The 20,747-nt window shown below is 63.2% G+C and carries 11 protein-coding genes; 5 read left to right on the top strand and 6 right to left on the bottom strand.

The genetic code is table 11. The annotated features are described in order from the left end of the window. The first annotated feature begins 109 nt into the window (after positions 1-109). On the top strand, positions 110-1,558 hold the full coding sequence (locus HU731_RS03705; protein WP_186609595.1) for an ATP-binding protein: 1,449 nt from the start codon (positions 110-112) through the stop codon (positions 1,556-1,558). Here HU731_RS03705 and HU731_RS03700 read toward each other — a convergent pair. Together HU731_RS03700 and HU731_RS03695 are read right to left on the bottom strand one after the other, a co-directional pair. Continuing rightward, entirely contained in the window at positions 1,505-4,267 is a 2,763-nt protein-coding gene (locus HU731_RS03700; protein ID WP_186609593.1) for an ATP-binding protein, read from the bottom strand. The genes HU731_RS03705 and HU731_RS03700 overlap by 54 nt on opposite strands. 58 nt (positions 4,268-4,325) lie before the next feature. After that, positions 4,326-4,724, bottom strand: coding sequence for a helix-turn-helix domain-containing protein (locus HU731_RS03695; protein ID WP_003191911.1), 399 nt, complete (start codon positions 4,722-4,724; stop codon positions 4,326-4,328). Positions 4,725-4,929: 205 nt separating this feature from the next. Between HU731_RS03695 and HU731_RS03690 the strand changes: the two genes are divergently transcribed. After that, positions 4,930-5,838, top strand: a complete 909-nt coding sequence (locus tag HU731_RS03690) for a LysR family transcriptional regulator (protein ID WP_186609591.1) — start codon at positions 4,930-4,932, stop codon at positions 5,836-5,838. 497 nt (positions 5,839-6,335) lie between these two features. On the opposite strand, the gene HU731_RS03685 is transcribed toward HU731_RS03690, so the two are convergent. Together HU731_RS03685 and HU731_RS03680 are read right to left on the bottom strand one after the other, a co-directional pair. Continuing rightward, on the bottom strand, positions 6,336-6,818 hold the full coding sequence (locus HU731_RS03685) for a copper chaperone PCu(A)C (protein ID WP_186608373.1): 483 nt from the start codon (positions 6,816-6,818) through the stop codon (positions 6,336-6,338). Continuing rightward, positions 6,818-7,426, bottom strand: a complete 609-nt coding sequence (locus tag HU731_RS03680; protein ID WP_186608372.1) for an SCO family protein — start codon at positions 7,424-7,426, stop codon at positions 6,818-6,820. The genes HU731_RS03685 and HU731_RS03680 overlap by 1 nt, the downstream gene beginning before the upstream one ends. 181 nt (positions 7,427-7,607) lie before the next feature. On the opposite strand from HU731_RS03680, the gene HU731_RS03675 reads away from it, so the two are divergent. The 3 genes from HU731_RS03675 to HU731_RS03665 all read left to right on the top strand — a co-directional run bounded on the left by HU731_RS03675 (position 7,608) and on the right by HU731_RS03665 (position 11,622). Then, on the top strand, positions 7,608-7,991 hold the full coding sequence (locus tag HU731_RS03675; protein WP_186608371.1) for a DUF2946 domain-containing protein: 384 nt from the start codon (positions 7,608-7,610) through the stop codon (positions 7,989-7,991). A gap of 62 nt (positions 7,992-8,053) precedes the next feature. Further along, a complete protein-coding gene (locus tag HU731_RS03670) occupies positions 8,054-8,599 on the top strand; it encodes a putative natural product biosynthesis protein (protein ID WP_186608370.1) in 546 nt (181 codons plus the stop codon). A gap of 128 nt (positions 8,600-8,727) precedes the next feature. Then, positions 8,728-11,622, top strand: a complete 2,895-nt coding sequence (locus tag HU731_RS03665) for an RHS repeat-associated core domain-containing protein (protein WP_186608369.1) — start codon at positions 8,728-8,730, stop codon at positions 11,620-11,622. Positions 11,623-11,633: 11 nt separating this feature from the next. On the opposite strand, the gene HU731_RS03660 is transcribed toward HU731_RS03665, so the two are convergent. Continuing rightward, entirely contained in the window at positions 11,634-16,064 is a 4,431-nt protein-coding gene (locus tag HU731_RS03660; RefSeq protein ID WP_186608368.1) for a SpvB/TcaC N-terminal domain-containing protein, read from the bottom strand. After that, the gene (locus tag HU731_RS03655; RefSeq protein WP_186608367.1) at positions 16,061-20,740 is read right to left on the bottom strand and encodes a Tc toxin subunit A-related protein; all 4,680 of its coding nucleotides are present in this window, start codon (positions 20,738-20,740) and stop codon (positions 16,061-16,063) included. The genes HU731_RS03660 and HU731_RS03655 overlap by 4 nt, the downstream gene beginning before the upstream one ends. Positions 20,741-20,747: the final 7 nt, after the last annotated feature.

Below are 20,747 nucleotides of genomic sequence, written 5' to 3'. Positions count from 1 at the left end.
TCCCCGTGCCAGCATTGTCCTGTCATCGCCAACTGGCAAGATAGCGTCGAGCCCATGGAAAAAGGATGCGCAGGCACTCAAGCACGGGTGTTTCAGCGCTGTGACGGACATGCAAAATGCTACGGCGGTGAGCTTTGGCCCCTATACCTTTCATCGGCAGCAGCGCCTGGTCAGCAAGGCGGGCTGGCCGGTACCGCTGGGCGGGCGAGCCTTGGATATTCTGGCGGTACTGCTCGAAGCGCCCGGGCACTTCATCAGCAAGGCGACCTTGATCGAGCGGGTGTGGCCCAACAGCGTTGTCGAAGAGAGCAACCTGCGCGTGCACATTGCCGCGCTGCGTCGCGCCCTGGACGGGCAACGCTGGATCCTCAATCATCCCCAGCGCGGTTACTGCTTCGCCGCACCGGCGCAGGACGCGCTGCCGACGCTACTGCCTCAGCACAACCTGGCTGCGCGGCTCGGCCCGGTGTGGGGGCGTGATGAACTGGTGGGGGTTCTGGCGCGGCGGTTGCCTGTGCAGCGCTTGTTGACCCTCACCGGCGTGGCTGGCATTGGCAAGAGCACGCTGGCCTTGGCCCTGGCCGAGCGGGTGTTGCCGCGTTATCGCGACGGCGTATGGTGGCTCGACATGGCCGCTGTGCAAGCGCCGAGCGAACTGCTCGGCAGCCTGGCCAGGGTGTTGCAGTTGCATTCGACGCCCGCCAGCCTCCACGAACTGGGCCGGCGCCTGGCCTCGCGCCGCTTGTTGCTGGTACTCGACGGCGCCGACCTGCTGCTGGGCGCGTGTCGACAGCTGCTGCGTGCGCTGCGCGAGACGGCGCCTGGCATCAGCGTGCTGATCACCAGTCGCGAAGCCTTGCTGGCCCCTGGCGAGTGGGTGGTACGCGTGCCTGGGCTGGCGGTGCCGTCGCCGTCGGCCAATGTCGAACAGGCGATGGCCTGTCCTGCGGTGCAGCTGTTCGTTGCCCGTGCGCGTGCCAATCAGCAGGGGTTTAATTTGCGGGCCCAGGATTTGGCGCCGCTGCGCGACCTGTGTCGACGCCTGGACGGCCTGCCGTTGGCCCTGGAATTGGCGGCCGCCCAGGTGGATGCGTTGGGCATCGGCGGTGTGCAGATGCAGGTACGCACCGGCTTGCAAGCGCTGGCCCGAGGGCGGCGCACGGCGGTGGAACGCCATCGATCACTCACCGCGGCCCTGGATTGGAGCTACGAGCGCCTGAGCCTGCCGCAGTGTTGGCTGTTTCTGCAACTGAGCCTGTTCAAGATGGCGGTCACCTTACCCACCCTGAATGACCTGGTGACCGGTACCGAGCTTGAACATGCCGACCTGTCTTACCTGCTGGCACGCCTGGTCAACGTCTCGTTGCTGAGCGTCGAGCCCGGCCTGGGCCCGCCACGCTATCGCCTGCTTAGCTGTGTGCGCAGCTACGCGTTGGGGCAACTGCGCGACCCGCGCCAGGTCCAGCGTTTGCAGCAAGGCTACGCGCCTTGCCTGGGCGCGTTCTCAGGCCGGCCGTTTGTGCTGCAACTCGTCGAGCAGGCAGCGCACGCGCAGTAGATCCTGGGTGGCGAAGCCTTCACTGAAGCGTGCATGGATTGAACCGAGCAAGTCCCTGGCGACCTGAATACGCCCTTGTTGTTGCCACAGTTGCGCCAGGGACGCGCCGCAGCGCAGCTCCCAGGCCAGGGCACCTTGCTGGTGCGCCAGGCCCAGCGCTTCCAGCAGCAGGGCTTCGGCGGCTTGCTCATCCTCAAGCTGCAAGGCGTACACCCGCAGAATCTCCGGGGCGCACCAGCCCGCCGCACCACTGCGCGCGCGCTCCAGGGTGGGCGCATCCACCGCATGGGTGCCGAAGGTGATCAAGGTGTCTTGGATCAGGCCCAGGCCTTGCCAATCCGGGTGGGCAAGAATACCGGCGTAATGCCCGGCCCAGGTCTGGAACAACTGCACCGAATGCTGGTGCGACTGCTCCAGCAGCAGCCGTTGCAGGGCTTGGGCGTCGTCTTCGGCGCCGTTGTAGCGGGCGATCACCACCCCAGCCAGGGCCAGGGTGTAGCAGATCGAAGTGCCGTGGTTGATCTGCAGGGCCAACTCCAGTGCCTGGCTGGCGGTGCGCCAGGCGCGCTCGGGGAAGCCCTGCAACCACAGGATTCGCGCCAGCACGGTCAAGGAGGCGACGCTCTGGTCGTATTGCACGCCAACCCCGAGGGCAAAGCGGTTCACGTGACCGCTTTGGGCCATACGCTGCAGCACCTGCTCGGCGTGGTGCCGCGCAAGGGCCTGGTTACCGGTGTAATGCTGGCCCAGCGCACGCAGCCGCTGCGCGCTCAGGTCCAGCAACGGCTCGGTGCGAGGGTCGAGGCGTTCGAACTGCACGCTCAGCTCCTGCGCTGGGCCATAGCGCCCGGCACACAGGTTCACTGCCATCAGCCCGGAGACCGCACGCAACTGGCCGGCACGGTCCTGGCGCGCCTCGGCCAGGCGCGCGGCCCCCTCGAATGCTGCAATGGTGCGAGGCGCAGCGCCCATGGCGTGATAGGAGAGGCTGCCCAGGGCCAATTGCAGTTGCAGGGTCAATTGCGTGCAAGGCGCGGTGACCTGATCGATCAGCGCCAGCGCCTGATCCACATAGCCGCCGTGCTCACGCAGCAACGACAGTTCTTGCCACAGTGGCATTGCACTCACTGTCAGGCGGATAGCCAGCAACTGCGCACCGCCATCGGCAAAGCCCCAATCAAGGGCGGCACGCACGTCTTCGCGCAGCGGTGCATAGCGGTCGATCCACGGCTGTGTGGCGATCAAGTCCCAGTCGCCCTGGGCCTGTTCCATCAGCGCCAGGCAGCGTGCGGCGTGGCGCTCTCGCGTGGCATGCAGCTCGCAGGCGTGGCTGAGCTTTTCCAGGGCGTAGGTGCGGGTGATGTCCAGCAGGCGATAGACCATCTCGTCATCGCTGGCCTCCACATTCAACAACGACTTGGCCACCAGTTGCGTAATGGAGCCCAGCACTTCGGCGGGGGCCATCTGTTCACCTGCTATCACTGCCGCTGCGCTGACCAGGCTGAAGCCGCCACGAAAAACCGCCAGGCGGCGCAGGCAGATTTGTTCGCACTCGGTGAGCAGGTCAAAGCTCCAGTCGAGCGTGGCGCGCAGGGTCTGCTGGCGGGGCAGGGCACTGCGTCGCCCACGGGTCAGCAGGCGAAAGTTGTCCTCCATCTGCACCAGCAGGCCCGGCAAGCCAAACCGTTCGATTTGCGCGGCCACCAGTTCGATCGCCAGGGGAATGCCGTCCAGGCGCTGGCAGATATCAATCGCCAGGGGCAATTGAGCTTCGCTGAGTGCGAAGCTCTCCTGGTGGGACATGGCGCGCTCGATCAGCAATTGCATGGCCGGGTAACCCAGGGCCTGGGCACGGTTGCCGGTGGCGGGTGGGCAGGCCAGCGGTTCAAGGCGCTGCACATACTCACCTTCGGCGCGCAGGGCTTCGCGGCTGGTGGTGAGGAGGTGCAGGTGCGGTGCATGACGCAGCAGGGTTTCGCTGATCAGGGCGATGTCGTCGAGCAGGTGCTCGCAGTTGTCGACCACCAGCAGCATCTGGCGTGCCTGCAGGCTGCGGGCGAGGCTGGCCAGGGTCGTATTCTCACCCGGTGCCAGGCCGAGCAGGGCGGCCAGGTTGGGCAGGATCATGGACGCGGTACTGAGCGGCGCCAGGTCCAGCAGGTGAATACCGTCGCGGTAATGCCCGATCAGCAGTTCGGCGACGCGCAAGGCCACGGTGGTCTTGCCGATGCCACCGGCGCCGGTCAGGGTGATGAAGCGTTGCTGCGGCAGTTGTTGGACCAGGGCGTCGATCAGCGCTTGGCGGCCGATCATGCGCGTGCGGCGCAGGGGCAGGTTATGGCTGGGGCGTTGGGGCGCACCGTCGGTGGGCAGCGTCATGGGTTCGATGCTCAGTGGCGCAACAAAACTGTAGCCGCGCTGGGCGACCGTGACGATATAGCGCTGCCCGGCCTGGCCATCGCCCAGCGCCTTGCGCAACGCGGCCATGTGCACCCGCAGGTTGCCGTCTTCCACCACGCTTTTGGGCCAGACCCTTGCGATCAGCTCCTGCTTGCTCACCACATTGCCGGCGTGCTCCAGCAGGATCAGCAGGATGTCCACCGCCCGCCGCCCCAGGCGCAGCGGGCGGCCGGCCTCCAGCACCAGGCGCTGGCGCGGGTGGATGCGGTAGGGGCCGAAATGCACGGCCTGGTCGCTCAAGTCATTCATGGCTGCCCAGGTTCTGGAGGAAGGGAGCGGCCAGCATATTCCAGGTACGTGCAGACCACTAGGCAGCGATCACATCAGGTTTGCTGCGCGAGTGGTGGTTTCGCCAGGTCATCGGGTTAACGCCTTCGCTGCGGGTGAACATATGGCAAAAGTGCGCCTGGTCGCAAAAGCCACATTCCAGGCTGATCTGGGTGAGGCTCAGGGACGAGCCGGTGATCAATTCCTTGGCGCGCTGGATGCGTTGCTGGCGAATCCATTCCTGGGGCGACAGCCCGGTGGTGCACTTGAAGGCGCGGGAAAAGTGGCTGCGCGACAAGGCGCAGGCCTGGGCCAGGTCGGCGATCGCCAGGCTTTCGCCGAGGTTGGCGAGGATCAGTTGCTTGGCGATGCGCTCACGCCGGGGGCACAGGCCACCGGTGGCAGGCAACCGGGGGGCATATTGCTCGAGTCGGGCCATGACAAATATCCGCAGTCGATGGGAACGTTCCCGGTGGATGGGTGCAGTGTAGACGCGCTTCATCTTGTGGCCGGGCCGCCTGGCTGACGAGTTAATCGTTGTTAATTTCGCCAGGTTGGGTGCTGGAAAAGACAGCACAGCTATGCAATCCCAGGCGTGCGGTGCATGCTTCCCTGGCCCCCTGGAAAACGTTTGGATAGCGCCCATGAACCGCAACGATCTGCGCCGCGTCGATATGAACCTGCTGGTGATTTTCGAAGCCTTGATGTTCGAGAAAAACCTGACCCGAGTCGCCGAAAAACTGTTTATTGGCCAACCGGCCGTGAGCGCCGCATTGGGCCGCTTGCGTGATCTGTTCGACGACCCGTTGCTGCTGCGCAACGGCCGCGCCATGGAACCCACGGCGCGTGCACTGGCGATACTCAAGGAGCTGCAACCGGCCATGGACACCATCTCGGGCGCCGTCAGCCGCGCCAAGGATTTCGACCCCTCCACCAGCTGCGCGGTGTTTCGCATCGGTTTGTCCGATGATGCGGAGTTCGGGCTGTTTCCGTCGTTACTCAGCCGCCTGCGCGATGAAGCGCCGGGCATTATCGTAGTGGTGCGCCGGGCCAATTACCTGTTGATGCCCTCGTTGCTGGCCAGTGGTGAAATCTCGGTGGGGGTCAGCTACACCACCGATCTGCCGGCCAATGCCAAGCGCAAGAAACTGCGGGATATTCCCTGCAAGGTCCTGCGCGGTGATGACGGCGAGGCGCCGCTGACCCTGGATGATTACTGCGCCCGGCCCCATGCCATGGTGTCGTTCTCCGGCGACCTGAGCGGCAATATCGACCTGGACCTGGCCCGCATCGGCCGCTCGCGCCGGGTGGTGCTGGCGGTGCCGCAGTTCAGTGGGTTAAGGGCGTTGCTGGCGGGCACGCAAATTATCGCGACCGTGCCCGATTACGCCGCGTGCGCGCTGACCGAAGGCACACGCCTGCGCGCCGAGGACCCGCCGTTTGCGATTGATGCAGCGGAGTTGTCGATGGTGTGGAGCGGGGTGCATGACAACGACCCGGCGGAGCGGTGGTTGAGGGGCCGGATTGCGGAGCATATGGCGCGGGAAGTGTGATGGGGCTGACTCCGCTCGGCCCCAATGTGGGAGCTGGCTTGCCTGCGATGACGGCCTGAAAGCCGACATCCATCTATCAGACACTCCGCGATCCAACTGTGGGAGCGGGCTTGCTCGCGAAGGCGGCCTGGCAGTCAACACAGTTGGATTGTGTACATATCCATTGCTGCGGTAACGGCCACCTAGGGTTCCGCCCTGACGGCGGGTCACTTTGGAAAAGAGCCCCAAAGTAACCAAAGGGCTCTTGCCCCACCACTCGGCACCTCGCTTGGGCTCGGTGTGCCCGTAATCCGTCAGTGCTTTGGGGGGCCGCCGCCACGCGCCATCCATGGCGCGGGGCGGCTAAACCGGCATCCCTGCCGGTTTACCCCCCAAATCCCTGTCGAATTCCGGCCAGCGTGGTTTAACGGGGCGCTTCAGATCAAAAGCAGATCAAGAGCAAGAGCAAGAGCGGCTCGCTTCGCATCGTAGTGACGTGGGAGCAAGCTGAAGGGTTCTCAATGCATCTTGCTATGGTCCATCTTGCTATGGTCCATGCCATCCAGCCCACGGGCTGTTGCCTTCACTTCGACAGCCTGCTTTTCACCCTTGGCATCTTGCACCGTCAGGGTCAGCGGCACCTGGTCGCCTTCCTTGATCTGGTCAGTCAGGCCCATCAGCATCACGTGGTAGCCGTTCGGGTCGAGCTTGACGGCTTTGCCCGCGGGCAGTACCACGGAGTCCACCGGGCCCATGCGCATGATGTCGTCCTTCATGCTCATTTCATGAATCTGCACGTCCTTGGCGACCGGCGAAGCGACGCTCAGCAGTTTGCTGTCGCTGTCGGCGGTGAGGGTCATGAAGGCGCCGCTGGACGGTTGGCCCGCGACGGAGGCGCGTACCCAGGCGTCGGTCACTTGTACTTGGGCGCTGGCGTGGGCGGCGAGGCCCAGCAGGGTGAGGCCGAGGGTAAGACGCTTGAGGTGTTGAACGGCAGTCATTAGCAGACCTCCATGACGGTGAGCAGGTCTTCTGCACACTCTTGAGCGGTAAGGGATGCCTGCAAGCCAAGGCGCAGGTTGCCACGGGTGTCGAACACGAAACTGGTGGCGGTGTGGGAGAGGGTGTAGGTGTCGCCGGCGGGGATCTTTTCATAAAAGATCCCGAACTCCTTGGCGGCCACGGCGATTTCTTCCGGGGTGCCGTAGAGCGCTTCGAAGCTGGGGTCGAAGGCCTTGACGTAGTTGTCGAGAATCTCGGGGGTGTCGCGCTCGGGGTCCAGGGTGATAAACACCACCTGCATGATCTTGCCATCGCGGCCCATCAGCTTCTTGGCCTGGGCGGCGCGCGCCAGGGCGGTCGGGCAGACGGCCGGGCACTGGGTGAAGCCGAAGAACACCACCGGCATCAGGCCGCGGTACGAGCTTAAGGTAACGGTTTCGCCGTCGGTGTTCTTGAGCTTGAAAGTGCGGCCCATGATCTTGTCACTGAGGTCCTTGCCGTACTTGAAGTTCAGCTTGGGGCTGTAGTCACAGCCGCTCAGCAGGCTGCCCAGGCCCAACAGGCCCATGCCGGTCAGCACTTTGCGGCGGGTGAATAACGTACTCATCAACTGTGCATCCTGTGAAACGCCTGCAAGGCAGTAGAGCTGCCCCACCAGGCTTTGAAAAGGAGTAACGAGAAGGGTGCAGAGTCTAGCAACCCTGGCCGGTGCGCGTAATCTGCGACGTTCTGCCACAGGGGCGCGTCGCATTTCGTCCTTTTGTGGCTTCGGTGGTAGAGTCGCCGCCATGAAATTGCGCCACTCTGACCGCTCACTGATCGCCTGGGCCCTGTACTTCTGCGTGCTGATGAACCTGTTCGCCTGCGGTTTGGGGCATGGCCAGATGATGGGCCAGCAGCTCAACGGCATCGGCGGGCTGTTCTGTTCGGTGGACGGCGGCCAGTCGCCCATTTCCGACAAAGGGTTGGCAAACCCATCTTCCAGCAACATCTCGAACTACTTTGCCTGCCCGGTGTGCAACGCGGTTACCGTCGCCCTGGTGTTCCTGATCGGCCTGGCCTGGCTGCTCGGCCTCACCCAAACCCCGCGTGCCACCCATGAACGGCGCAACAAGGCGCCTCCGCGCTATTCCTGGCCCTCGGCCAACCCCCGCGCTTCTCCCGCATCCTGACGTGTGCCTTGGGCTTCCTGTAACCAGGAGGCATTCTCTCGTCACGATGGTGAGTACGTTTTATGAACCCTCAATTGCCTGCCGGCGCCAGCCGCCTGGTCAGCAAGGCGTCGCGGCGCCTGCGTGCGCAGCCGGCGCTGCCTGATTACCCGAGCAATTCGCGCTGTTTCGTGCACCTGGATGCGCGCCTGCTGCCTCATTGGCATACCTTGTTCGACATCTGCCCCGCGCTGCTCAAGCTCGACCCACCGGAGGGCTTGAACCTGTTTCGCGCTTTCATGACCTGGGCCTATCGCAACCAGCCGCCGCTGGACTGGACCTACCACCTGAACGTATGCCGCTGGTTACTGGGTTCGGCGTACCGCACACAGATCGATGAGGAGCCGATAGAGGCCTTCATGGCCGCCGCGGCCGCGCGATGGGTGCTGACGGACGACAGCCCGGCGGCAGGCATTGTTCTGAGCTGGCGTGAGTGGACCCTGTTCGATTGGAAGGGCAGCCCTTCGATCGGTGCGCAGCAACCGGCATTGTCGCCTCCGGCCTGGGATTTCGCCTGGTGCCCGTTGGGTGCCCAAGGCACCTTCAGCGGCTGGCGGCCAGTGCCCTGAAGCGCCGCGCCCGGTAAGCCTCACGACACCCTCGGAAGCGCCGCACACGGCGCGGCGTGCGCGGCCCGCAGGCTGGCATCGAGCTGATGACTAGGCTCTAGGCTTCTCTGGTTTTCAGGTCATCAGCTATGTCTTCTTTGCATCACAACACGCCCACGCTGACGGTGGTCGACCCGCGAGGGTTGACCGTGCGCAGCGTGGCGTACCATCGCACTACCGCGCAGCAATCACCCAGCGCGCAGGTCACGCGGCAGGTGTTCGACGCTCGCGGCCTGTTGCAGCAACAGTGGGACCCCAGGTTGTTTGAGTTGCACGCTGGCGATGCCGACGTGCCGCCCAATCTGTCTCATCGTTATAGCTTGGGCGGGCAAGTGCTGAGCACCGACAGCGTGGATGCAGGCCGCCAGACGCGCTTGCTCGGCAGTGGCGGCCAGGTCGTGCAACAGTGGGACAGTCGCGGCACGCGTCAGCGGTTCGAATACGACCCGTTGCTACGCCCCGTGGCGGTATTCGAGCGCGCGCAGGAGGCGGCGGATGAACGCTGCGTGGAGCGCATGACCTACGCAGGCGTGACGTCCACGGAGGCTGCGCGCAATCGCTGTGGCCGCATGATTCGTCACGATGACCCGGCAGGCACGTTGCTCATTGAGCGCTACGATGTGCAAGGCAACATCACCGCGCAAACCCGGCGCCTGTGCAAGTCGCACACCGCGCCCGACTGGCCGCTGCCCGTGAGTGAACGGGATGCCCTGTTGCAAGCCCAAACCTTCACCACCACCTGGCAGTACGATGCACTGGGGCAGCGCCTGGAGCAGGTCGACGCATGTGGCAATCGCCAGCAATCCCAGTACGGTGTCGACGGCCTGTTGACTAAAAGCGAGATGCTGTTCAAAAGCGGAGCGCGCAAGACCCTGGTGGATCAACGCAGCGTCAATGCCTCGGCCCAGGTGTTGAGCGAGCGCTTGGGTAACGGCGTGGTCAGCGTTGCCGAATACTCGGATAACGATGGTCGTTTGACCCGCTTGAGCGCCTACCTGAAGGATTCGGCAGGCAAGCGCCTGCAAGACCTGTTCTACAGCTACGACCGGGTCGGCAATGTGTTGCGCATCCGCGATGCGGCGCAGCCGACCCGCTGGGCCAGCAACGTGCAGGTGGAGGCAGTAAGCGCATTCGAATACGACAGCCTGTCGCGATTGATCAAGGCCACCGGCCGTGAAAATGCGCGTAACACCGGCGCATCCGCACTGCCGGCGCGAGTCTCGTTCGGCGCCAAAGACGACAACCTCTGGGGCAACTACACCCGCCACTACACCTACGACTCGGCCGGTAACCTCACGCAGATGCGCCATGTGCCCAGCACCGGCAGCGGTTATACCCAACGCATGCAGGTGGGCGAACACAGTAATCACAGCGTGATTGCCCGCGAGGGCGCGAGGGCGCCGGGCCTGGGCAACGGCTTCGACCAGGGCGGCAATCTTGTGGCCCTGGCGCCTGGGCAGGCGTTGACCTGGAATGGGCGCAACCAGCTGGCTCGTGTCGCGCAGGTGGTGCGCGACAATGGCAAACATGACGATGAGGTTTATCTGTACGACGCAGCTGGCCAACGAATCCTCAAGCGCCGGGTGGCACAGGGCAAGACGCAGGCCCACACCCATGAAGTGCTTTATCTGCCCGGGCTGGAGTTGCATCGCCAGGGGGCGGACGGCGAATGGCTGAACGTGTTGCTCGCCCCAGGCGGGCGCCATTCGGTCAGAGGGTTGCAATGGGAACAGGGACGCCCCGAGGAAATGAGCGACGAGCAACTGCGCTTCAGTCTCGACGACCATTTGGGCAGCAGTACGCTGGAACTGGACGACAACGCCGGGTTGCTGAGCCAGGAGAGTTATTACCCGTTCGGCGCGACCGCCTGGTGGGCGGCAAAGAGTGCGCTGGAGGCAAACTATAAAACTCGCCGGTATTCGGGCAAGGAGCGCGACGCCAGCGGGTTGTATTACTACGGCTTCAGGTACTACGCGCCGTGGTTGTTACGGTGGATCAGCGCAGACCCGGCGGGTGATGTGGATGGGTTGAACCTGTATGCGATGGTGGGGAACAACCCTATGGGGTATGTGGACGATGACGGTTTGCAGCGCCGTTCGATGCTGGAGGTGGTGACGGTTCTGCTCCTGGTGTTATTGATCGGGCATGGGGTCGGTGTAGAGGTTGGATACAGGGTTGAGCTGGCTTACTTTGGGCTGATTGCAGGAGTGGTGGGTGTCGTCCTTTACGCGAATCAACGGCTAAGCACTACTGAAGTTCGGCGCAGAGCGTTTTATGAGCAATCGGCATTGGCCGGTGCGCAAGAGCTAGGCCGCCGACAGGGTGCTACCGAACAGGAAGTCAGCGAGTTGGCGGACTTTTTCCTGGAGCACCGACTGGCCACCGTCGACACTAAAAGCCTGTCCTACGGACTGACGCCTGCAGCGCGGGGCGGGCTCTATGGCTACATTGGGCCCACCGAGCGCAGGGAGCAGGCGGAAACGGCATCACGAACGGAGCGCAACCCCAGCTTTACGCTTGCCAGGTTGGGGTTTGTAGGGATAGAACTTCGCGCCCCGGCCCGCAAGGTGGGCGCCAGCCCGCTTCCACCGGCTGGGCTGACCCACACCGAAGTACAACCGCAAACCCGGGTCACGAGCTTGAGCCGCAGAGGCTCCGCCTCTGAAGAACCCGTCGCGCAACCCGTCAGCCCTGGGCCTTCTTCCGGTCTACAGCCTGAGCGCCTGGTGATTGACGTCGAACCTGTTCTGAATGAATTACGTGGCCCTGGAGGGGGAATTATCCGGAACGTGATCAACCGGCTGGAAGCCCGCACCCTGGATTTTCATACCGGCCATGCCATGGCGGGTGGGCAGAATGTCCGCAGTTTTGACTTGCCGGGCTATCGCGGTCAGCGCGGCCGTGGCGCCTATCGGGTGATGATCCAGCACGTCAGCGGGCTCAACTATCGGGCGGTCAGGGTGATGAACCCTCACCGCCGTTAATGTGCGCAGCGTCAGGCCGGCGCGTGAGTATCGTTCTCGTCCTCAGCGATGCTGTACCAGGCGCAGTAGGTCTGGCGCCGCGTGTCACCGTTGGCAGTGAGCACGCGCACCGGGCGCCCCAAGGCATCATGAAAGTGTTGCTCGCTGGGGCGCGAGGTGTTGAAGGCCGCATCGTCGATATAGCCGGCACGGTCGGCGAAGTAAGGGCGCCAGGTGCGTGCCAGGCAGCCCTGGTTGTCGTACTCCACACGGCCACTGATCCGCCAACGGTCAGTGGCCTCGATTGGCTCGGCGCCCGCGCTCAACACCCCGGTATCATCGACTGCAAAGGCCGGGCCCGGTCGCGCCTTTTCCTGGGTTTGCCGCACGCGGCCAAAGCCGTCGCTGAAGGCGAGGGCCACCTGGATCTGCGGGTTTTGCGACGCGCCTTGCCAACGGTCGGCCTGCAGCACCACGGCGTGCACCGGCACTTGCCTGGCCGCCTGAATCAGGCGCTTGAGGGTTTTATGATGGGCCAGCGCAGCGGCCAGGCTGTTGAGGCGTGCCAGCGCCGAGGCACGAATATGCCCGCTGGGCAGCAGGTAACCGTTGCTTACCCATTGCGCCTGGATGCGGGCGGGCGCAATGTGCCCCATCCAACTGAACACGTCGTAGAAGCACGCGCTTTGAGCGTTGAGCAAGGCCGTCTTCGGGTCGGCCAGCGCCTGCGCCGGGCTGGCATCGAGCGCGCGGGTGAAGGGCGTTGAGGCGTCATGGCCGACCGGCTTTCCTTGCTCCTCACCCTTGAGTCCGGTCGCCAGCAGCTGACCGTGGGCGTCGTAGTGCGCGTAGCGTTGTGTGCGCTGTGCGTCAGTCACCGTTATCGGCAGGCCGAGACGGTAGTCGTACCGCGCCTGGGTCGTGCAGCCGTCCGCCGATTGCACCTTGACGACGTACAGCCCATAGCGGTCGTACTCGGTCTGCGTGAACCCGTGGCTCAGGCTCGCCTGATGACGACGAGGGCGGTAGAACATTTCGGCCTGGCCATAACGGGTGTAACCCTGGCCGAGCGACCACAGCGTGAGGGTTTCATCCTGCCCAGGGTGCGGTGACAGGAACGCGGTCATGGGGCGATAGTGCTGTGCGCTCAGCGTGGCAGTGACAGCGTGGCCCTCATACACCTTTAGCGCCTGCTCATCGAGCTCGGCTGTCTCGACATAGGCGAGCAGCGCCTGAAAACTCGCGGTTCCAGCCGCCAAGGGTTCGGTGTGCTCCGCCAGGCAGTAATGTTGCATCGTCAGCCCGCCCAGTCGACGTTGGGCAGCTGTTCCCAGTGGATCGGCCGGGCCCTGTGCGATGAAGTGTTCATAGCTTATTTTCTCACTCGATAACGCTTCTTTGCTCAGCACCAGCAGGTTGCTGCGTTGCTGGTAGGGCAGGTGCAAGCGCCAGCGCTGCGCGGCGTCCAGGTGAATGAAGCTGGCGCGGGTTTCGTTGAGGTAATACGCCTGCTGCGCCGAGTCATGTGCGTCACGCCACCACTGCTGCTCGTGGGCCGGCCCCGGCGGTGGCGCGTCGGTGGCCGTCTTGCGACGGGCATAGTCGACCACCACGCTGTGCAAAAGGCCGGCGTAGCGGTCCCAGCGCAGATTGAGGACGTGCCGACAGCACGGGTCGTCCGGCTGGCGCTCGTAGCGACAGGTCAACGACTCCAGCAGCAACGGCAGCAGCACCGCCGGTTCGCCGGCCTTGGCCGACGGGTTTAGCTGGCGGATGAGATAGCGCTGTTGCTGCACCGAATACGGCACCGCCTGCTGTGGCGCATCGGCGGCGGCATACACCTCTTCACGCAGCAGGCTACCCGCCAACGCACGCTGCATCGCGCGCCGGGTGGAGGCACTGGGTGTGGCGATCAGCGTATCCTCCGTGCGCGCGGCCTCCAGCTGGCTCAGCAGGGTCGGCCCCAGCGCCGGCGCCTGCGGGTCGCCCGGGTAAAAAGCCTCCCGCGAGGGCTCAAGTGTGTGGAACCAGCGTTTGGTCAACACACCACGCGGTGCATTGACCGTAGGGGGTTGCTCGGTGTGCAACACCAGGCCAAAGCCGAGGAACTGGCGCTCCTCACGGTCATAGCAGGCTTGCCGGTAACGAAAATACTGGGTGGAACGGTTGCCGCTGACCAGGTCTTTTTGCTGTTGCCGCTTGACCACCGGGACCGGGAACGCAAGGCCATTGCCCGGGGGCATTCCCAGGCTTTGCCAGTGCTGTTTTTCGTCAAGCCATTCCTGGGCGCTGCTGCGGTAACTCAGTTGGGTGGTGGCCCCCCGGTTGTTGAGGGTGGCGGTTAGCAAATAGGGTTTGAGGCTGACAAAGTCATAGCGCCAATGCTGGGATGTCATGTGCGGTACGCTCAGGATCAGGCTGGAGCAGCCCAGGCCTTGAAGGTCGGCAAAGCTGACCTGGCACGTTGCGTCATGGCGCACGCCCTCGGGCCAACGCAGTGTCAGTGGCGCTGACGCTAACCCGCTGCCGGCGCGGTTCATGTAGATCTGCATGTGCTCAGGCGCCAGGTAAACCAGGTCCACCGCGCCAGAACCGTCCAGGTCGGCGAGGCGAATATGGGCGGCGTCGAAGCGGGCAGCGTCGAACGCCAGCGTGGCGAAGACAAACCCTTTGCCGAAGCGCCCACGACCGAGGTTGGGCCAGCACTTGATTTCGTTATGGCGAATACGCACCAGGTGTTGTTGGCCGCTGCCCAGGGGGTCGCAAAAGGCGACCAGTTCTGCGGGCGTATGGCTGAGGGTAGGCAGCCCCTCATCGTCGGGCGCATGGTGCACCTCCTGGCCCGGATCAAACCCGCCGTCCTGGCGCTGGGCATACAGGCGCACGCTGCGGTTGCCGATCAGGGCCAGGTCCAGGCGCCCGCTGCCCATCAGATCAGCCAGTTGGCCGAGGGGATGGAAAAACTCCTGGGGCATAGCTGCAAAAGGCACGAAGCCCGACCATCGGCGCTGCGAGTCGAGGCTGAAAAAACCGCTCAACCCCGGTTGCGCCACCACCCATTCCAGATGCCCATCGCCGTCAAGATCCGCCAGTGCCTGGCGCGTGGCTTGGGTGGAATCGGCGAGGGGGATGCGTGGCAACGCCTGCCATGGCCCATAGGCCAGCGCATTGCTGTCGGCCGGGCCGGGGGCCCTCAGCGGCTCGCGGTAGTACCAGCTTTTATCGGTGCGGTGCAGGATGCCGGGCAAACCGTCGCGGTGCAGGTCGACCAGCTGGTAATGCTGCCCGTCGTTGAGGCCCGCCATGGCGTCGAACGCCTGGTAGCGCGCGGCGTCCAGCGTCGGCACGAAGGCGCTGTAGGCCAGCTCCAGGGGCGGCCAGGCACTGGCGTTGCCTTGGGCGTCAAAGGCCTGGTTGTGCACGGCATTCAGGCAACTGCCGATGGCATGGCGGTCGGTGTACTCCAGCAACATGCGCCGCGTCAGCACCGGCTCGGCGCCCAGGCTCGGCTCGTCGGGGAAGTAATGAAACATCAGCACTTGCTGGCACAGCCGCTGGGTGCCGAGTTCAAAGCCGTAGGCATAACTGCTGAGCGGATCGTTGCGGGCCGGCCACGGGTGTTGTTCGGCGTAGGTGGGCACTTGGCTCAGGTCGGTGTGGCGTTCGCCATAATCGAGTAGCAGTTCAAAGTGCCATTGTTTGTCCGCCAGAGCAGCCGTGTTCCATAGCGCCAGCTGTTCCAGGGGCTTGCGGTTGCCGTAGCACACTCGCGCCAGATAGCGCTGGGCGCGATAGTCCCTGGCGGCGCCTGGCGGCTGGTCGTCGCGTTTGTAGTGGTAGTAGATCTGCTCACCCAGCGGGTTGAGGCTTTCCTGCAACAGCCATTGGGCAACACGTAGGCTGTCGTTCGGGTCTGCACAGCGTGCGCCTGCGGTTTTACCGAACAAGTGCACGCAGCCGTCGGCCCCCTGTACCAGCCAGAACCCGGCCTTGTCGCCGGGCGAGGACCAATGCTCGATGCGGTCCAGGCGCGCCTCTATCACCGGAAGGTAGCGCACCACCCGATGGGGTTCATCCAGGGCCAAGCCGTTGTAGTGGCCGCAGGTCATGGCCTGAATCGCACCCTGAGTGTCACGCTCAGGGATCATGTCGATGCCTTGGGGGCTGATGAAGCGGTCGTCATCGCCGTAGGCGGGCACACCTTTGCGGGTATCACGGCTGATGGCGCCTGCCGCCATCGCCCAGCCGAGGCCGAAGGGCCCGTTGCCCTGGGCACTGCGATAACCCAGGCTCAATGCAGGCGTGAAGCCCCGGCCGGGCGAAATCGGCAAGGGCACGTCCAGGCACGCTTCGCCCCGCGCGCCCACGGCGCCCCATTGTGCGCCGGGGCCTTGGATGGCGCCGCCGCCCTTGGGCAGTGCCGGAATCTTCGGTTCCAGGAGATCGAACGGTTGCGCGCTCATCGTTGACCTCCAGTGTTTTTAGCGGTGTAACGCAGATGCACGATGATATCGGTGAGGGATTCGAGCAGCGCGCTTTGCCGGGCGTGGTTGGGAAAGGTCAGTTGCCAGGTGGAAATGGCTCCGGTGTATTCGAACGGCAGGTATCGCTCGTCGCTGTCGAAGTTCAAGGTAAACAACCCGCTGTCGTTGAGCCCGCTGGACAGGGCGATTTGCTGTTTGGCGCGCAGGTCTTTTTTTACCGCAGCGTCGGTGTGTTTGGTCGCAGGGGCGAGGTGCGTGGTATTGGCGGTTTGGGTCAGGATGGCCTTGATGTCTTCATAGGGCCCCAGCGTGGCGGGCAGGGACACGCTGACGTGCTTGATGCGGCGCAGGTAATGGCCTGGGTAATCGTCGTCGAACAGCTTGAGGGTCAGTTCAAAGGTCAAGGTGCCGGTTTTTACCAGGTCGGCTTTAAGCGTGGCCCAGGGCATGTCGCGCGTGGCCACAGGGTCTTGGCTGTGCAGATGGCGCAACGACACAGTTTTAGTGATCTCCAGCAAACGCTCGTTGTGGGTGACGTAGGCGCTGCTCATGCTCAGTAGATTTTGCTTGAGCGCTTCGCCGGCACTCAAACCCCGGTACTGATGGGTCCACAGTTGGGTCTGAATGAAGTGCTTGTCCCACTGTGCGCGCTCCTCCTGCCAGCAAGCTTCGGCCGCCAGGCACAGCGACAGGGTGGAGTCATAGGCCTGGTAGTAGAAGGTCGACAGCTGGCCGTTGAGCCATTGATACAGCTGGGCGTTGGTGAAGCGTTTGCCGAGTTGGTCGTACAGGGTGCGTGCTTGGGTCAAGCTGGTCTGGGCCAGGCTCAATTGCAAGCGGGTATGGGTTTGCTGCTCGGTGTAAGCCTGCAGTTGGGCGTCGACCTGGGCCAGTTCAAGGCGTGCCTGCTCCAGTGAATGGGCCCACTCGGCGGCGCGCCGGGCAAACAGGTCGGTGCGGTCCAGATGGGCCGCGTTGGCGCGCTTTTCATTGGCAATGCCTTGGGACGCCGCGTGCAGGGCGTGAAAAGCGCCCTCGTAGCGTACGCCGCCGTTGGAGGTGCCAAAAATGTTCGGTATCAGCATGGCCAGGCCCGCGCCGGCTTGTGCCACGGCGGCGGCGGTGTCCCAGCGCGCACTGTCCTGGTACTCCTGGGTGGCCTGGGCTTCGGCCGGGCTGATGCCACGCTTGAGTTGCTGTTCAAAGAATGCGACGCGCGCTTGGACAATGCTGCGCCCGGCCAACAGCGCCTCTTTGTTCCTGGCATCGAACTGCACGGCCTGGGCCTGTTGCTCGACGGCCAGCCTGGCCAAGTCCCAGGCTTGCTGTTGCTGGGTTTCCAGGTACTGGGCCTGCTCCTTGCGTTCGAACAGCGACAACAAGGTCGTCCCCAGTTGGATCAAGTTGTCGACCGCCTGCAACGCGTGGCCCAGCAGCACCTGGAAGCGATAGTGCCCAGCCTGGGCGGTGCGCAGCGACGGGCGCAGGCTGGCGCCGACAGATCCTTGCTGGTACGCGGCGAGCAGCGTTTGCGGCGACAGCGTGGCGGCGTACAGCGGCAGGCTCAAGGGCTTGCCGGTCAGGTCCAGGTGATGGCGCAGGTTGTGCAGGCGAGATTCGATTTTGTCCCAGCGCAGCAGTAAATCAGGGCTCAGGGACCGACACAACCTTGAGGTGCCCGCCGGCACTGTCTTGCTGTCGAGCGTGGAAGGATTTTGCAGTTTGTCCAGGGTCGTGGTTGCCCAGGGATCGACCGGGTTGAGCGGCGGTCTTGGCCCGAGCAAGCCCTTGGCGCGGATGTACCACAACTTGGCGTCGGCCAGGCCGTCACGGGTCATTTGCCGATAGGCCGCGTCCCCGCGATTGAGCAGGATGTCGACGTACAACAGGTACAGCGCCTGACGAAAATGTACCGCACTGCTTTTTGCCAATGGGTGGGACAGGGACGAGGCGTGGTGCTGGTGTGGCGCACTGGTAAGCAGCGCAGGCAGGCGCCAGAATTCGGAGGGGTGTACGGGGTCGAACACGTAGCGTATCCACGTTTCGGCCTCGGCGTATTGCTGCTCCTGGTTCAGGCGTTGTGCCAACAGCCAGGGCAGGTAAAGAAACAACTCCCAGTAATAGGTGCCATGGGGGCCCTGGAAGTCCAGTGGACTGGGCTTTTTCTCGCCTGGCAATGGCGGCTCGCGCCAGGCATCCGGTGCCAAGGCAAACAGCTCATGCAAACCTGCGCCGGCGGTTTTTGCCAGTAGGCCGGCCACGCAGGTGTTGGTACGTATGGGCAGCCGTTTGTTTTCAGGCTTGTCGAGGGACTCGATAGTGGAACCGTTGAAGTCGATGAACTCTGCCGTGCCATAGGGCGGGGTAGGGAGGCGGCGGATAAACGGAGCCAGTGGAATGATGGGGGCGCTGTTATCGGGCGGCAGGGTGAAGGTCGCGGTTTTCAACGCGTAGCCCAGTATGATCGGGTCGGGGTAATGCACATCGCTTTCCAGCAGCAACACCCCGTGAATCAGCGTCAATGTGGAAGCCGGCGTTTTGGTGAGGTCCTCGTTATAGGGGTGCAAAGTTTTGGGGGAGAGTTCGATCTGCGCCTCAAACGTGTGCGTCTGGGACAGTTCAGTGAACGTATCGCGCAGGGTGCGCCGAGAGGCGTCTGCCAGGCCGACGAGTACCGTGTTATTGCGGTGGGGGCTTTCTGGTAATGCGCTATGTCCCTGTTTTGGATACATCAATACGGGTTTGTACAGGCGTTGTTTCTGTTGAACCTGGACCTTGTCCAGTAACAGATCGTAGGCGTGGTTGCTGGACTCAGCCTGGTTGTTGTAGAACGACAAAATAGCGGTGTAGGTCGCGTCCGGGGTGTTGAAAAAATAGTCGAAGGCTTCCTCGCTAATGCGTTTGTCGCGCAGATTGAATGTCGTGCTTTTGGGGTTCTCTTCATCTTTTTCAATCTGCGGCAGGGTAAAGGTCGCCGGCTGATTTTCTGCATTTTTTATAAATTGGGCATAGCTGACGCCGGTCTCATTGCACTTGAGGGTTAAGTCGATGCGCACGTTGGAGAAGGTTGCCAGCTTGGCGCCCTCCAGAAAAATCTCCGAGGTGGGGCCTAACGCCAGCGTCTCGTTTTCGGCAGGCCCGCTGCTGCTGAGTGTGATGGTCAAGTTGACCAGTGCATCTGCCTTGCTGAACCTGATGGTGCGGTGCGGCTCGAAGCGTTTTTCCAGGCGGGTGGTGACCTCCAGTACCGACGTCGTGCGGTTGAACCTGATATCGGTTTCGGCCGACAGGCTGCGAATGTACTGCTGGCTTTCTTCGTAGTTCCAGCCGTTGGTAGTCTTATGGGGCGTACCGTTGATCAGCGATTGGACTTTGACCTGGACCGTTTCGGGTGCCCTGAATTGAAACCTGGACCTGTTGTGGTGCCCGAACAGGGCCACGTAGCGCCCGGCCAGCTCCGACTCTTTATGCCAGGAGAACATCCGCCGAGTGCTGCCCAGGGTTTCAAGCCAATGGACGTTGAAGTGTTGATCCAGCCGTACCGCTTGAAAGAAATGCCGATGCAGGCCGTTGTGCGATGAAGCCGTTTGATGGTTCGGCTGTGCGCTCAGGCCCAGGAACAGTGACGGCGGTTGGCTTTTTGAATCGAGCACGGCGATGGACGCAGTGGCGCTCATCAGGTCTTCCGCGCTCAAATCGTCCAGACCCCGTGCCAGGCTGTATTCCTGTATGCAGGCCTGCGGCACGCTCCAACTGTCATCGAGTTTTTTATAGGAAAAGTACAAACGCAACTGTATGCAGGTGGTCTTTATCCGGGTTTCCAGCCGTTGCTGGTAGTCCTTCTCCGATTCAACATCGCCGCGCCCAATCGGGGTGATGTCCCTCGACGGCGACGTCGGGTTGATGCATTGGGCCCACACCACGAAGAGGCGCCCATTGAACACCACCGGACGAATCGTCTGTTCGGGGACGTTATCGTCAATCGACAGCGGGATGGTTTGCCAAGCGGACCAGGCTGCCGGGATGGCCGCGTCGCCCGAGGCCATCTTCAGCGTGCGCCAGTAATAGGTGTTTTCCGAACTGGACTTGCCGGTGAAGTAATAAGTGCTGCTGGCGAAGCTGTCTTTATCACCGTCGATATAGCCATTGAGGGTCTTGATGTTGGCAAGTGCTTCGAAGCGGCTGAGGTAACTGTGGACGGCTGTCTGCAGTGGCGCAGGCTCGATGCGAAACTGGTTGAGCTGGTTCTCCAGGTGCCTGAAATTGTCGCTTTTGTCATGGCGCAATGTGGGGCTCAGGTAGGTGGCCGGGTAGTGCTGGAGTTGTTGGTGGGCACGCCACAGTGAATAGGACAGCAACTGGTCTCGCCATTGGGTCTGCTGGTCAGCGCTCATGCCCTGTTCGTCGTAGCCAGGCTCCAGGCCCAGGTAAATGCCGGTGATGTACTGCTGCAGGCTGGCAATGGCGCTGGCGACACGGGTGGTGGGCACCGTATGGCTGACCTGAGGATCGAGCAGCCAATAGGTATACACATCGTCGGCGGTCTTGACGGTATCGGCCACTGCCGTGTCTTCAGGCAGCACGCTGTGGAGGTAGAACCCCAGCATCGCGTCGCGCAGGTGTTGGTTGAGGTGTTGGGTGAGGGTGTCAGACATGGTCATT

The sequence above is a fragment of the Pseudomonas salmasensis genome (assembly GCF_014268375.2).
GTDB lineage: Bacteria > Pseudomonadota > Gammaproteobacteria > Pseudomonadales > Pseudomonadaceae > Aquipseudomonas > Aquipseudomonas salmasensis.
The sequence above is the reverse complement of the archived record's forward strand: the minus strand, read 5'-3'. Positions and strand labels throughout refer to the sequence as shown.

Bases quoted from the DNA above. Each gene is read 5' to 3' on its own strand.
- HU731_RS03705 (WP_186609595.1), top strand. From the start codon at position 110: ATGCAAAATGCTACGGCGGTGAGCTTTGGCCCCTATACCTTTCATCGG.
- HU731_RS03700 (WP_186609593.1), bottom strand. From the start codon at position 4,267: ATGAATGACTTGAGCGACCAGGCCGTGCATTTCGGCCCCTACCGCATC.
- HU731_RS03695 (WP_003191911.1), bottom strand. From the start codon at position 4,724: ATGGCCCGACTCGAGCAATATGCCCCCCGGTTGCCTGCCACCGGTGGC.
- HU731_RS03690 (WP_186609591.1), top strand. From the start codon at position 4,930: ATGAACCGCAACGATCTGCGCCGCGTCGATATGAACCTGCTGGTGATT.
- HU731_RS03685 (WP_186608373.1), bottom strand. From the start codon at position 6,818: ATGACTGCCGTTCAACACCTCAAGCGTCTTACCCTCGGCCTCACCCTG.
- HU731_RS03680 (WP_186608372.1), bottom strand. From the start codon at position 7,426: ATGAGTACGTTATTCACCCGCCGCAAAGTGCTGACCGGCATGGGCCTG.
- HU731_RS03675 (WP_186608371.1), top strand. From the start codon at position 7,608: ATGAAATTGCGCCACTCTGACCGCTCACTGATCGCCTGGGCCCTGTAC.
- HU731_RS03670 (WP_186608370.1), top strand. From the start codon at position 8,054: ATGAACCCTCAATTGCCTGCCGGCGCCAGCCGCCTGGTCAGCAAGGCG.
- HU731_RS03665 (WP_186608369.1), top strand. From the start codon at position 8,728: ATGTCTTCTTTGCATCACAACACGCCCACGCTGACGGTGGTCGACCCG.
- HU731_RS03660 (WP_186608368.1), bottom strand. From the start codon at position 16,064: ATGAGCGCGCAACCGTTCGATCTCCTGGAACCGAAGATTCCGGCACTG.
- HU731_RS03655 (WP_186608367.1), bottom strand. From the start codon at position 20,740: ATGTCTGACACCCTCACCCAACACCTCAACCAACACCTGCGCGACGCG.